This is a genomic window from Paenibacillus mucilaginosus 3016 (assembly GCF_000250655.1).
Lineage (GTDB): Bacteria > Bacillota > Bacilli > Paenibacillales > NBRC-103111 > Paenibacillus_G > Paenibacillus_G mucilaginosus.
This window is the reverse complement of record NC_016935.1, coordinates 5,569,519-5,584,011: the sequence shown is the minus strand read 5'-3', so window position 1 is coordinate 5,584,011 and position 14,493 is coordinate 5,569,519. Positions and strand designations below refer to the sequence as shown.

Sequence of the window (14,493 nt, the reverse complement as noted above, 5' to 3'; positions counted from 1 at the left end):
ACTAGAGGTATATTGATTGTCCGTCCATTCCAACATCCGAGGTGCATGGCATTGAGAACGATAGCTGTCATCGGCGGGGGCATTACAGGCCTGTCCGCCGCTTATCATTTGCAAAAAAACAGGAATGCCGTACAGGAGGAGCTCCGGATCGTCGTCATCGAAGCGGCAGGCATGCTGGGAGGCAAGATCAGCACTCATCAGGACGGCGGCTTCCTTATGGAGACGGGGGCCGATTCGATCGTCACGCGCAAGATGAACGCGGGAGGCCTGATCGAAGAGCTGGGCCTGGGCGGCGAGGTGGTCTATAACGCGACAGGCCGGTCCTACATCCACGTGGACGGCGAGCTGAAGCCGATCCCGGACGACACGGTCTTCGGCATTCCGATGAGCCTGGAGTCGCTGGCGAAGAGCACGCTGGTGTCCGCCGAAGGCAAGGTGGAGGCGCTGAGGGACTGGTATACGCCCAATGAGACATTCACCAAGAACGACACGGTCGGCAGCTTCCTGGAGCATTTTCTCGGGAAGGAGCTTGTGGACAAGCAGATCGCGCCGGTCCTCTCGGGCGTATATTCGGGAGACCTGGCCGATCTGACGATCGCCTCCACGCTGCCGTATCTCATCGAGTACAAGAACGAATACGGCAGCATCATCCGCGGCCTGTCCGAGAACAAGGCGAAGTTCAAGGGGACGGGGGGCGCGAAGTTCATGTCCTTCAGCGGGGGCATGTCGGTCCTGATCGACGGGCTGGAGCGGCGCCTGCTGGAGGGGGGCGCCGAGATCCGCAAGGGCATCCGGACCGAACGTCTTGTCCGGGACGGGGACCGGTACCGGCTGACCCTGGCGGACGGGAGCGAGCTTGAGGCGCACGACGTCATTCTGAGCATTCCGCATGATGCGGCGCAGGCCCTGCTGCGGGATGAGGTGCTGGATGCGGATTTTGACCGATTCAAAAACAGCTCGCTGATCTCCGTGTACATGGGCTTCGACATCCCGGACGCCCGCCTGCCGGCCGACGGCACCGGGTTCATCGCTTCCCGGCACAGCGAGCTGGTCTGCAACGCCTGCACCTGGACCAGCCGCAAGTGGGAGCATACGTCCGCAGGCCGGCAGCTGCTGGTGAGGCTGTTCTACAAGAGCTCGAAGCCGGACTACGAACGGCTCGTGCGGATGACGGAGCAGGAGCTGCTCGAGGTGGCCCTGGAGGATATGCGCATGAGCCTCGGCCTCTCCGGACAGCCGGTGGCTTACAACGTGCGGAAATGGGAGGAAAGCATGCCGAATTACCATACCCGGCACCCCGCCGTCGTGAAGTCGCTGGTGAGCCAAACGGCCGAGCGGTACCCGGGGCTGTTTCTGGCCGGCTGCTCGTACTACGGCGTCGGCATCCCGGACTGCATCGAGAGCGGTGAAGCTGCCGCCCGTCAGATTCTTGAGCGGATCGGCCGCGGAGCCGCCGTATAACCTGCGTTTGCTGCAGATCCCGCCCGGCCTCCTGGCTGCGGCGGGATTTTGGCATCTGAGAATTTTGACGGCGAAGCCGTTTCTTTAGCAGGGGCCGGCACATTTGAACAACAGCCTCTATCCGTATAGAATGGAGATGGGGACTATTTACCAAAAGATGGGCGGGATGGTCAATGAAAATCGAGGCGGCCGTAGAGAAGATCCGCGCCCTGCTATACCGGATCTCCGCCGACTTGGACCCGTGATTCGAGAGGAGTGCCGCGCTGCTGGACTTCCGGCCCGGGCAGGGCTGGAGCGCCGCACAGATTCTGGAGCATGTCTCGCTGACCAATCACTACCTGCTCATTCTCATCCGCAAAGGGACGAGAAAAGCGCTGGAACGCGCGGAGCGGGGAGGCCTTCCTGCGGATGCCGGGAGCCTGGACGTGGACCTCGGCCGTCTGGACGAGATCGCGTCGCACCGCTCGTTCCGCTGGGAGCGTCCCGCTCACATGGAGCCGTCGGGGGGAGAAGTCCCCGGAGGAGGTGCGGGTGCTGCTGCAGGAGCAGTTCCGCGAGTGCGCCGCCTGTCTGGAGCAGCTGAAGAAGGGCGAAGGAACATTGTACACGACGATGATGTCGGTGAATAACCTCGGCAAAATCGACGTCTACCAGTACCTGTATTTTTTGTGCCTCCACGCCGAAAGGCACCTTGGGCAGCTGCAGCGCGTGGAAGCGGAGTATCTTGCCGCCGCCGGGTGATATTCGCGGAATCGATACATATCTTGTTCGTAGACCGGAGGGGCGCGTTCCGGCCTCTTCGGGGTTCCACACCCGAACCGAAATGGGGGAGTTTCGATGACCAAGACACAAGCCGGTGTCCCGGGGCCGAGGCCCGTGCCTCTGCTCGGCAACCTGCTCAGTATAGGCGCGGAGCCGCATGTCTTTTTTGCCAAGTGTGCCGAGCAGTACGGTCCGGTGGTGCGGATCAAGCTAGATCCCCGGCGGGATACGTTCCTGATTACCCGTCCGCAGGATATCCAGCACGTGCTGAACCAGACCCAGCGGTACTTCGCCAAGGGATATCACCGGGATCCGATCCTGAGCCGGGTGCTCGGGAACGGTCTCGTGACCAGCGAAGGCAGCTTCTGGCTGCGCCAGCGCCGGCTGAGCCAGCCGGCGTTCCATCATCACCGCATCCGCAGCTATGCGGATATCATGACGGCGTATGCGCAGCGGATGCTCGCCGCCTGGGAGCACGAGGAGAGCCGGGACATCCATGCCGACATGATGCAGTGCACGATGGAGATTGTGGCGAAGACGCTCTTCGACGTGGATCTTCACGCGGAGGACGGCCGCTCCAATCCGGTGGGCGAGGCGCTGGACGCCGTGTTCCATGAGTACGTCAAGCAGTACACCAGCGTCATGCGGCGCCTGCTCGACCTGCTCCCGGTGTCCGTCCCGGTGCCGGGGGACAAGAAGCTGCAGGAGAGCGTCGAGCAGCTCAACCGCATTATCCTCGACATCATCGACCGCCGGCAGGCGGAAGGGACGGAGGACCGCGGCGATCTGCTCTCGATGCTGCTCTTGGCAAGGGACGAGGACGGAACCGGGATGACCCGGGAGCAGCTGAGAGACGAGATCATGACCCTGTTCCTGGCGGGGCATGAGACTACGGCGAACGTCCTGTCGTGGACGCTCTACCTGCTCGCCCGGGAGCCGGAAGCCGAAGGGAAGCTGCTGGAGGAGCTGGACCGGGTGCTTGGAGGGCAGCCTCCGGCGTTCGAGCATATTCCGCTTCTGACCTATACGCAGAGCGTCGTCAAAGAATCGATGCGTCTGTATCCGCCGGTCTGGCTGATCTCCCGCGAACCGATCGAGGATGTGGAGATCGGAGGCTACACGCTCCCGGCCGGGTGCGAGATCTCGGTCTGCCAGTGGGTGATGCACCGGCTGCCCGAGTACTTCGAGGAGCCGGAACAGTTCCAGCCGGAGCGCTGGACCCCCGAATTCGAGAAGAGCCTGCCGGCCGGCGTCTATATCCCGTTCGGCGCGGGGCCACGCGTGTGCATCGGCAATCAGTTCGCGATGATGGAGGCGGTGCTGCTGCTGGCGTCGATCGGACAGCGGTTCCGGCTGACGCTGGAGCCGGGGCACAAGGTGCTCCTCGAGCCCTCGATCACGCTCCGGCCGCAGAACGGCATCCGGGTCAGGGTGTGGAAGCGGAGCGCCGAGCAGGAAAAAGCGGACTGAAGTCGAACTTATCCATAGATGATCATGGTTTCAGTACATTCACTATTCAACAGGGGAGCTGGCAGCATTGTTTTTGCACTTTTTACAGACGAAAGAACAAAAGGAAACCTTCCTGGAACTCGCCCACCTCGTGGCCGGAGCCGACGGATTCGTGAACCGCAACGAGCGGGAGTTTCTGAGATCCTATATGGCCGAGATGGACATGAAGGAAGGCGAGTTTGCCCCGTCCGGCAGCCGTGAGCTTCGTGAGCTTCTTGCAGGGGTGACCGATCCGCAGGTGAAGAACATCTTCTTCGCCGAGATGCTACTGCTGGTCTTCACCGACGGCGATTACAATGACGAGGAGCAGGGCATCGTCCGGGAGATGCAGCGGATCTTCGAGATTCCGGAGGAGGTCTTCCAGACGTACCGTGATTGGGTCATCCGGGTCGACCAGCTGAAGATCGAGGGCGTCAAGCTGATCCTCAGCCGGCGCTAGGCGGTAAGTGAAGCAGAGCGGGAAGGAGTCTGAGACCATTCAGGCTCCTTTTTGCTTTGAAATATAAGAATTTACATCTCACCAAAGCGCGATTCGGTCAGCCGGCTGAGCGGACTGGAGTGAAATGGGTTTCACCGCGTATCGACATCTGTTATCATGTAGTCAAGAAACGACGCCGAGGGTGGATCAGGATGAAGAACATAACCATATACGATATCGCGAAAGAAGCGGAGGTGTCGGTTTCGACCGTTTCGCGGGTGCTCAACAATACGGCTCCCGTCAAGGCCAGCACGAAAGACACCATCATGAAGGTGATCGAAAAGTACAAGTTTCAGCCCAATGCCCTGGCCAGAAGCTTAATCAAAAAGGAAACCGGCACGATTGCGATGATCGTTCCGGATATGACGAACCCCTTCTTCCCTGAAGTATTCTGGGGATCGGAGAACGAGGGGAGAGAGAAGGGCTATACCTTTTTCCTCTGCAACTCGGCCGGGGAATACAGCAGGGAATCCGAGTATTTGTCCATCCTGCTCGAGAGGAGGGTGGAGGGCCTTATTTTTATCGGGGGCCGCATCAATCTGGCGGACTGCCCGCCGGAGTTAATCCGGGAAGTGACGGAAGCGGCCGAAGCCATACCGGTTGTGCTCGTGAACGGAAATCTCTCCAAGGGCAGCCTGCACCGGGTATACACCGATGAGGCGGCCGGAGCCGCTCTGGCAGCGCAGCATTTGATTGATCTGGGACACAAGGAGATTGCGTTTGTCGGCGGGCTGGATTATATGACGACGACGATGCAGAAAGTGAAGGCCGTGAAGAAAAAGCTGAAGGAGCACGGACTTTCGCTGCGCAGTGACTGGGTTCACTACGGCGAATTCTCCATCACGGCGGGCCGGGAGCTCATGAACCGCCTGCTGAACGGGGAGCAGCGGCCAACGGCGGTCATCTGTGTTAATGATTTTACGGCCATCGGGGCCATGAAGGCGGCGATCGAACGCGGGCTGAAGATTCCGGAGGATCTCTCCATCGTCGGCTTTGACGATTCGCCCTTGTCCACCGCCGTCATTCCGGAGCTGACCACCGTGACGCAGAACGCCTATGAGCTCGGCAGACTGGCTGTCGAACGGATCTACCAGATCATTCATGGCAAGCCGGCGAAGCGCAGCACCGTTCTGCAGCCGGAACTCGTTATCCGGCAGAGCACCGGCAGGGCGCCGCAGAAAAATGGCGATTGACAGTTGTTGGAATGGGGGCATATAATGATTTTCAGATCAATGAAACCCCTTTCATTCGAAGGGGGGCTTCCCCCCGGCCAAAGATCCCGCAGAGCGCGGGTTCCTTTTTTGCCTTTAATGAAACCCATTTCATGAAATGGGTTTCATTAAAGGGGAGGGGGCGGATCCACCCATGCCGGGAGGTGATGAAGTCTCTAGGAACGCGGCTTGACCCATAGAGGATGAGAAGGAGTTGTGAAGATCAGTGGCAAGAAATTCATTTCTGAACTCATTTCTGAACTCATTTCTGAATTCATTTCTGGCCCGGATGAGGACGGGCGGATTGGCCGCCATCGTTCTTATGCTTCTATTTACTACCCTGTGGACGGGCTCCACGGCTTCGGCAGCCACGGATTACCGGGGCGTCAACTGGGCGGATGCCCGGGACAATTATGTGAGCGGCTGGGTCATTCCCTCCGGCTTAACGGCTTCGGAGTCCTACGCCAGCGCCGCCGCCATCGCCGACAAGGTGATCGGCGGATTTCAGACGAATCTCGGAGCCAACACCGTGCGCATGCCGATCAATGAACCCAGTGTGCTCGAATCGTGGTGGGGAGCTTACACGGGGGCCATCGATAAGGCGCTTGCCAGGAACATGAAGGTCATCCTGTGTTATTGGCCGTGGCATAACGGCAAGCCGGATGACATGAACCGGTTCTATTCCATGTGGCAGACCGTGATAGCCAAATACGGGACGAATGCCAATGTGTATTTTGAAATCATGAATGAACCTTACGGCTACAGCCAGACCGACTGGCTGAACGTGGCTGCGGCTTGGCTCGGCAAGTTCCCGAACGTTCCGAGAGGCAGGGTGCTGGTAAGCGGTACCGGTTACAGCGACACCGTCGTCGCGGCCGGCAATGACAGCCGCTTCAAGGACTGCTTATTGTCCCAGCACATCTATTGGTACTGGCACACGGATAAGGTGACGGAGCAGGCATGGAAGGATGAGCTGGTCCGACGAGTAGGCAGTCACCATGGACGCACGATCGTGACCGAATATGGCGCGGATATGACGACAGGGATCAATTACAACGGTCCGATCGGCGGCAATCCCCGCATCGCATTCATGTATGGTGTACCCAATAAAATGCGGGAGCTGGGCATGGGGAGCGTGTACTGGCCGGGTCTTAGAGACGGCGATACGTACAGCATTCAAACCCGGTCCGGTACAGGCTCCAATATTACGCTGAGCACCACGAACACCTCCGGAAGGGTTCAGGTTCGATGGGCCTGGGGATTGTAGGGGAACTTATTTTTGGATTAGGGGGACTTATTGCACATGAAAACCTGCAGGAAATGGACGTCTGCACTGCTTACCTGCTCCCTGAGTGTAGGGTTGGTCGGCCATGCGGTGAACGCGAACGCCGCCGCGAATGAAAAGGGCCCCGTGGACGCATTCCTCACGCTGGATGCCTCCGTCAAATATCAGAAGATTGATAACTTCGGCGCCTCCGACGCCTGGTCGATGGAGCCGCTCGGTAAGCACTGGACTGAAGAAAATAAGAACCGGGTGGCCGATCTTCTCTTCTCGAGAGACAAAGGCATCGGGCTCTCCGCCTGGCGCTTCAACATCGGAGCGGGCTCGACCGAAACGGATGGAGCGATCATTACGAATCCATGGCGGCGTGCGGAAGCCTTCAAATCCTCCGAAGCCGGCGGCTATGACTGGAGCAGGCAGGCGGGGCAGCAGTGGTTCCTGAAGGCGGCCAAGGAGCGCGGGGTCGATACCCTGATCGCTTTCGTCAACAGCCCGCCCGTCTGGATGACCAAGAACGGCCATGCCCAGCCGGACGCCACAGTCGGTTCCACCAACTTAAAAGAAGGATACGAGGACGAATTCGCCGCTTTCCTGAGCGATGTGCTGGAGCATTTTGAGCAGAACGGCCTGGCTTTCGATTACATCTCTCCGATTAATGAGCCCACCTGGGACTGGAACCGTGCCGGACAGGAGGGCAACCGCTATAACAACGACGATATCAAGCGCGTCATCCTTGAGCTTCACCGGCAGCTGAAGCAAAGAGGCATAGAGGCGGGGATCAGCGCACCCGACGGCGTGGAGATCACGGCTCTGCTCGATGATGAATTCTATCAGCGGTTCGCGAACAAAGAGCGGTATACGGGCGGGGCGAACAGCCTCGGCGCCGGCAAGTACCGCGAATACATCAAGGATCTGCTCGGCGATCCGCAGCTGAAGGAAGCGGTCGGGAACAAGATCGCCTCCCACTCGTACTGGTCGGATTACAGCCGAACCGGGGATGACCGTCTGGGCCTCCTGAGGGACCTGCTAGCGGAGAACTTGGAGAAATACGGTGCGGACGCGAAGTATTGGATGTCCGAATACTGCATTCTGGGAGACTATGGCCCCGGGCGGGACCTGGGCATCGATCCTGCGCTTCACGTGGCCCGCACGATCCACTTCGATCTCACCCGCGCGAATGCGGCGGCATGGCAGTGGTGGACCGCGGTGTCGAAGGAGGATTACAAGGACGGATTGATCTATACGGACTTTACGAAAGAGGGCGACGAACAGAACATTCTCCCCTCCAAAATCCTCTGGACGCTGGGCAATTACAGCAAATTCATCCGTCCGGGCGCCGACCGGATCCAGCTTGCCGGGCTGGATGAAGAGGCACGGAGCGGCCTCCTGGGGTCCGCCTACAAGGATGAGAAGGAACAGACGGTAACGACGGTGCTTGTTAACGACAGCACGGTGGACAAGCGGGTCAAGCTGTCCATTCAGGGACTGGCATCCAAGGATGCCGTGTACATGCTGAAGCCCTATATCACTTCAGCGGATCAGGACCTGGCCAAAGGCCGGAACGTGCCGGTACAGTCCGATGGGACGTTCGAAACGGTGATTCCGGCCCGTTCGGTCGTAACGTTATACGGCGATCTGGTGAAGGCGGGCAAAAAGCCGGATGCGCCGGAAGACGTCCGCATTCGTCCTGCGAATAAGGGCCTGCAGATCGATTTTACCCTTCCCAAGGGTGCTTATGAAGTGGAAGTGACTTATGGCGAGAAGCAAGGTAACAGGGAGCGTACGGTGAAGGTGACGGCCGAAGATGTGATCACCCTTTCGAATCTGCGCAATGGCATCGAATACTACGTAACGCTTCGGGCGGGCAATAAGAACGGGTTCGGCCCTCCGTCTAAGCGGGCATATGGTGTGCCCGAGCTACTCGCTCCAAGCGGTGTGTCGGCGGAAGGGACCGACGGCGGGTTTACGGTCAAGTACGATGCCGCCGTGGGCGTCCCGTCCTACCGGGTGCGGTACGGGCTGCAGCCGGGTGCCTACGACCGCGTGCTGGAGAGCGGAACTGCCAGCGGATTGATCCGCGTGGAAGGGCTGCAGAACGGCACGGTCCTCTATGGCGTCGTCGAGGCGGTGGACGGCACGGCCGTCAGTCCTCCATCGGCAGCGTTCCAGGTGACTCCGGATATTCCGGCACCCGGGAAGATTCTTGCGGTGGCCGGCGATGCCAAGGCGCATGTGGAAGTCACGCCGGTCGCCGGGGCGGCAGGGTACGGATACGAACTCCTCTCGGGTGCGCAGCTTGCGGCCGCCGGGCAGAGCGGCAGCAGTGCATGGGACCTCGCGGAGCTGACGAACGATATGCCGGTGACAGTTCGTGTGTACTCCGTCGGCCGGGGCGGGAACGGCACCGCCTTCGCAGAAACGACGGTCACCCCGAAAGCGGAGGAGCTCCGGTTCGAGGACCGCTTTGAGGCCGGCGGGTTGTCCCGTTATCAGCAGGACGTCAGCGAGTGGAAGGTGGAGGACGGTGTGCTCAAACACGCTTCCGGCGGGGACCATCAAGGGGAGATCGGCATCCGGGATCTGCAGATCATCGACGGCACCCTTACCGTCATTGCCAAGCATGCCACGGCGGGAGCCGATTGGGGAATCACGTTCCGCGGTCCAAGCTACGATAAGGGATATGGGTTTGGGTTTGAGAACGGAAGTCTGTACCTTCGTAAAGACGGTCAGGCCCTGGCCTCTTCCGTACCTTTTACAGCGAAGCTCGGCGGGCTGTATCTCCTTGAGGTTCGGCTGCAGGGCAAACGCATCCAGGCGCTGATCGACGGGGAAGTGGCATTCGATGTGACGGACACCGCCTACACGAGCGGACGTGTCGGTCTTCACAGCTGGGGGGATGCCGAATTCGGATACGTGAAGGCGGCCCGGGAGGCGGACCCGCAGCTTGCGAAGCCGGAGATTTATCAGGTGAAAGCGGGAGACCGCCAGGCTGCGCTCAAATACAGCGAAGTGGACGGCGCGGACGCCTATGCGATCCAGTACCAGGCGGTGACCGGCGGCAGTTCCGCTCCCGTCGAGATCCCGGCCAAAGCAGGCTCCACCCTCGTAACCGGTCTGACCAATGACGTTGCGTACTCTTTTTGGCTGGTGGCCAAAAGGGGAGGAGAGGAAGTGCGCTCGGAGCCGGTCACAGCCGTACCGGCCGGGAATCAAGGCGTCCTCTACTATGTGGACGCCGGGGATGGAACGCCTTCCCAGCCGGAGGCAGGGGAGCAGCTCGGGGCCCTGCAGACGCTGGAGGAGCAGGCCTATGGCCCGGACCCGGTCACCGGCGTCCACTGGGGCTATGAAGCCGACGATGGGTTGACCTGGGCCCATACCTCGCCGGTGGAAGCGTACCCATCCATCCGCCAATATGACGGCAATGAGAACGGGAAGGGGCTGGCCTACCGCTTTGAGCTGCCGAACGGCACGTATGGAGTGAAGGTCGGATTCTTCGACCCTTGGGCAGCCGGCGACCGCAGGATGAACCTGACGCTCAACGGACAGACCGTGTTAACCGACTACGTGATCGGGACCAAGCAGGAAGAGAAGACCTTCGATGTGGAAGTGAGCGGCGGCGAGCTGATCGTGAAGGTCGTGAAGGCAGGCGCTTCGAAGCCGATGCTCAGTTATATAGCCGTGGAACAGCGATAAGCAGCTCCGGTCTGTTCGGCAGCGTCGTGTGAAATGAACATGTCACGACAAAAAGACCGCGGTCCGCGGTCTTTTTTGTATTATTCAGAAAGAATACGCTCGCTTTAGCTCGGGAAAGGAACGGCTGCCAACCGGCTGCCGGTCCGGTTCATCCGGCCTTCAAGAACATCGTGCCTGGCGTACCGGTCGTTCATTCCTGCAGGATCAGCTTGATGCCCAGCGCCCAGGAGGCACTCGGAAGCGCATCCTGCGGAAGATTGCCCGGCTGGAGAGTACCGCCCTCGGGGGTGATCGCAAGCACCAGGACATAAGCTTCCTGCCCCGGCTGCAGGGTCAGCTTCTGCTTCAGCGGAAGACTGGTCCAAGCGCCGCGGGGCGCCCGGTCCACCCGCCCGAGGAGCGTCCGGAACGCTTCCCCGTCCCCCGGGGAGAGCGAAGAGTGGACGAGCAGCTGGTCGCCCTGCCAGTCCCTGCTCAGGTCCAGCACGGAGTAGAGGAACTCGCCATGGACAGGCGGTTTCCCTTCCGCATGAATATCGTCCCAGCTCGTGGAGTAGGGAGTCATGGCGAGCCGGCCGTCTTTCCAGATTTCGTACTCGGCGATCAGATTCCTTCCGGAGGCCGCCGTGAAGTCGACTCTGCCGGCATACGGGCCGAGGAAGGGCTGGTAGCGGCGTTCACTGCCGGAGAAGAGCTCGACCGGCGTCAGGGTGAAGCCGGACCCGGGAGGCTTTGGGGCAAGCCCGGGCCGGGTCAGCACCATTCCGATGAGGAAGGTAAGCAGCAGGGCGGTCAGCAGGGGGACCGCCTGTTTTTTCATTTGTTTTTTCATTTGTTTCATCACCTGAGTCATGAAGGGAGGCACCTCCTTGGGCTCAAATATAAGAATTTATATCTCACCAAGGCTCGATTCTGTCATCTTCCTGCCGGCGGCGTTCCGGGTGATGCCCGCTGCGCCCCTTACTCCGCGAAAGGAAACTCATAGTCATACCACAGCCTGCTGACGTTCTTCGACAGGTTGGTCAATTGGTTGAGTTCCCGGCCCGCCACCCACAGGTCCCCGGCCGTATCCACATAGGCCGCACCGCTGGCCTCGCTAAGCTTGGTCAGGTTCCCGGCTGGATCGGTCTCATAGATGCCATGGGCAGGATTGTCATCCTGAAATATGCGGGAATAAGCGCGAAACGTCAGGCTGCCGTCCTCCTTGCGGGAAAGTACCTCGATCTCCCGGACCTTCAGCTTTTCATTCAGGGATATTGATTGGCCATCGGGCCGGAGCAGGGCGAGCTCGCCGGTCATGAACGCATTGCGGGCGGAGATCGAGCTTCCCTTGTATGCTTTGCTCGCGAGCCACCACGAACCGTCCGGGTTCGGCTGCAAGCCGGTGACCGGCCAGTGGGTGTAGCCGCTGAGCGGTTGAGGCTTGCCGTCAGCGTTCACGTAGAAATAGCGGTAATAGGTGAAAAAGTCCGCAGCCATGTCCTTGGTGCTGTCCGTCTCCTTCACGGCGAGGAGACTCCGGCCCGCTCCGAGATCCAGCGAGGCTTCCGTGTAGACCATCCCGGCGGCATCGGTCTCCGTGAAACCCTGCGACCCGCTGTCCTTCGGCGCCAGCGTCAAGAGCTCCTGACTGCCATAGTAGAACGTCCGGGATTTGCGCTCGACGGACGGGGAGGCGGGCATCTTGAACTCGGCCGGGGGTAGTACCTCCTGATCTACCCGCACAGGCTGATCATAGATCTTACGGTTCTCCTCTTCCGTCAAGAGGACAGGCAGCTCGCTGAGCGACTTGCGGACCTTGTACGATTGGCTGCCTGAGTTCAGGTACAGATAGTCCGCATCGTCGCTGAAGATCGTGTACATATAGTGCCGCTGGGGCGAGATCACGGCGAATCCGTCCTTGGCTTGCCAGCTCAGCTTCATATGGAATTCATCATGCATGAACCTCCAGGTCATCGGAAAATAAGTGATATTCCGGAAGTTCAGCAGCGGATACTCCTCCGCGGCAGTGTCGATGGCCTTGTCATTCACCGTGACCGGATAAGTGACCGGCGCTGCCGTGTAGGCTGTCTTTCGGTTGCTGCCCCCGGTGTCGGCGGCAGGCCGTACCCGGTACCGATTCCCATTGCCTGTGATCCGGAGGCCTTCCGTTTCGCTCCAGGTATACGGCAGGCCGAGCGTCTGCGTATAATCCCAGGTCAGCGGGAAATAAGTGATGTCCTTATACACGATGGGCGGATACTGCGCCTTGGACGGATCGATCGTCAGCCCGTTGATCTTCACCGGGAACGAGGGCAGGGTTACCGTTACCGCCGGAGCGGCGGCCGCATGGACAGCGGGTGCGGCTGCCATGAGCTGGGCTGCGGCTGCCATGAGCTGGGCTGCGAGGAGCAGGGCAGCAGTGCTGGCGGGCAGGGAAGTGCGGAGTCTGAACCATTTTTTCATCAAGAGAACCACCTTATGGGAAGAGTCATATGATTTGGACGCCGATTTCCTCCAAAAGTTTCCATCCGTCGGGCAGAAAACGGGTTCTGCGATCATACGTTCGACATAGTCCTTCCTGTGTAAACCAAACAAAAAGACCGGACCCCTGCGCTGCATCGGGGTTCCGGCCTTGCTTGTAATGAGGAGTGTTCCAGGCGATGCCTTTGATCCTTAGACTAAGGAATCACTTTCCAGACGCTGCTTGCAGCGCTTGGGATTTCTCCTTGTGTCCACCATCTCGCCTCATAGTTGACGCCGTTGTAGGACACTTTGCTGCCGCCCAGGTAGGCGGTCGAAGCGTTCCACGCGGGATAAGTCGTTGAGGTGCTGCCCGCAGTCTTAACCGCAAGTGCGCCTGATGGGCTTGACTTGCCTGTGGAGCCGGCCGCGACGACGGTGTACGTATACGTCGTGCCTGCCGCCAGGCCCGTATCGGTGTAGGAAGCGGAGGAGGCTGTGCCCACCTGGGTGCCGTTGCGGTAAATTTCGTAAGAGGCTGCGCCGGTTACCGCAGACCAGGTCAGGGACACGCTCGTCTGGGTCTGGGACGGAGAAGCCAGGTTCGCCGGTGCCGCGATCGTCGTTCCTCCGGTGCCGCTGCCGAAGTTGACGTCAATCACATTGTAGAAGGCGTTGGCCGTGTCGGCGATCTCCCATACGGCCAGAATCACATGGTAGCCGGTCTTCGCCGGTACGTTACATGTATCGGAGTAGGTGAACGGCGGCTGCTTGCCGCCGTAAGGGACGGAGCAGAACGGCGTCAGGTTGAACGAGTCCCTTGTCAGCGCCGCATTCGGATTCCAGCCGTCCTTCGTGATGTAATACTTCCAGCTGGCCGTGGCATGGGCAGCCGACAGCCTCCAAGTGAAGGTGTTCGTGCCGGAGTTCATGCTGACCTTGGACCAGCGGGTGGAGGACTGCTCGTCGAGCTTGGGGAAGATGCCGCCGGCGCTGGCGATCTTGCCGTCCGCAGGACCTGCGGCAGGGAAGCCCTTCGGCGCCTCCAGGCTCTGCGGTTCATAGACGACTGCGCCGCAGTCCGTGTTGGCGCCGGATTTGCACAGCGCCGCCCGGCCGTTCTCGACATAGCCGTGAGCGGAAGCGCTCTCCGCGAAGAGGACGGAAGAGACGCCGATCAGCGCCATCATGCCGCCGGCTGCGGCCAGTTTTTTCAGCGTATAGCCCTGGATGCGAAGTGTCATATCATGTTCCTCCTTGGGGATTGGGAATGGACTTGCCTGCTGCACGATGAAGAAAGCGATTACAATGACAAACTCGTTCCTGCGAATCACCTCCCTTCAAGCCATGGCTTAGGGGCAGCGTGAACCAGGCGGCATTCGCGCGGCGGCGTGCTCACCTCCTTGGCGAATCAAGAAGCCGGGGAACCGGGCGGCGATCTTCTTCGCTCCTTGATTATAGCCATCCTGGAGCCGGGGCCGGGAGGTGTTCATTTCTGGGATGGGGGGATAAATTTCGTGAATCTGACAGGACTGTATGCTTTTTCCGGGGAGGGGGCAGACGGGGCAGGGCGGGCCGGAACGAAATAAAAGCAGTCCGCTCCACTGGGGAGGGACTGCTCTTTGGAGTGTCGGGTTGCCGGGAAGCCGGCT

10 protein-coding genes are annotated in these 14,493 nt (G+C 60.0%); 7 read left to right on the top strand and 3 right to left on the bottom strand.

Annotated features, from left to right (window positions below):
• The first annotated feature begins 51 nt into the window (after positions 1-51).
• From hemG to PM3016_RS22700, 7 genes are all read left to right on the top strand, one after another.
• On the top strand, positions 52-1,461 hold the full coding sequence (gene hemG / locus PM3016_RS22730; RefSeq protein WP_014371097.1) for a protoporphyrinogen oxidase: 1,410 nt from the start codon (positions 52-54) through the stop codon (positions 1,459-1,461).
• Between the two features lie 408 nt (positions 1,462-1,869).
• Complete coding sequence (locus tag PM3016_RS40100; protein WP_014371096.1) at positions 1,870-2,202, top strand: DinB family protein; 333 nt, start codon at positions 1,870-1,872, stop codon at positions 2,200-2,202.
• A 96-nt stretch (positions 2,203-2,298) separates the two neighbouring features.
• Entirely contained in the window at positions 2,299-3,693 is a 1,395-nt protein-coding gene (locus tag PM3016_RS22720) for a cytochrome P450 (protein ID WP_014371095.1), read from the top strand.
• A 67-nt stretch (positions 3,694-3,760) separates the two neighbouring features.
• Positions 3,761-4,171, top strand: coding sequence for a tellurite resistance TerB family protein (locus tag PM3016_RS22715; RefSeq protein ID WP_014371094.1), 411 nt, complete (start codon positions 3,761-3,763; stop codon positions 4,169-4,171).
• Between the two features lie 191 nt (positions 4,172-4,362).
• Positions 4,363-5,403 carry a LacI family DNA-binding transcriptional regulator gene (locus PM3016_RS22710; protein ID WP_014371093.1) on the top strand — a complete coding sequence of 347 codons (1,041 nt, stop codon included), beginning with the start codon at positions 4,363-4,365 and terminating at the stop codon, positions 5,401-5,403.
• Between the two features lie 322 nt (positions 5,404-5,725).
• Positions 5,726-6,688 (top strand): cellulase family glycosylhydrolase, encoded by a 963-nt coding sequence (locus PM3016_RS22705; protein ID WP_014651835.1) that lies wholly within the window; start codon positions 5,726-5,728, stop codon positions 6,686-6,688.
• Between the two features lie 36 nt (positions 6,689-6,724).
• Positions 6,725-10,399 (top strand): glycoside hydrolase, encoded by a 3,675-nt coding sequence (locus tag PM3016_RS22700; RefSeq protein WP_014371092.1) that lies wholly within the window; start codon positions 6,725-6,727, stop codon positions 10,397-10,399.
• A gap of 190 nt (positions 10,400-10,589) precedes the next feature.
• Here the strand turns inward: PM3016_RS22700 and PM3016_RS22695 are convergent, their stop codons facing one another.
• The 3 genes from PM3016_RS22695 to PM3016_RS22685 form a co-directional block, all read right to left on the bottom strand.
• Positions 10,590-11,231 (bottom strand): hypothetical protein, encoded by a 642-nt coding sequence (locus tag PM3016_RS22695; protein ID WP_238540298.1) that lies wholly within the window; start codon positions 11,229-11,231, stop codon positions 10,590-10,592.
• Between the two features lie 128 nt (positions 11,232-11,359).
• Positions 11,360-12,844, bottom strand: coding sequence for a hypothetical protein (locus PM3016_RS22690; protein WP_014371090.1), 1,485 nt, complete (start codon positions 12,842-12,844; stop codon positions 11,360-11,362).
• Positions 12,845-13,059: 215 nt separating this feature from the next.
• Positions 13,060-14,085, bottom strand: coding sequence for a lytic polysaccharide monooxygenase (locus PM3016_RS22685; RefSeq protein ID WP_014371089.1), 1,026 nt, complete (start codon positions 14,083-14,085; stop codon positions 13,060-13,062).
• Positions 14,086-14,493 lie beyond the last annotated feature (408 nt).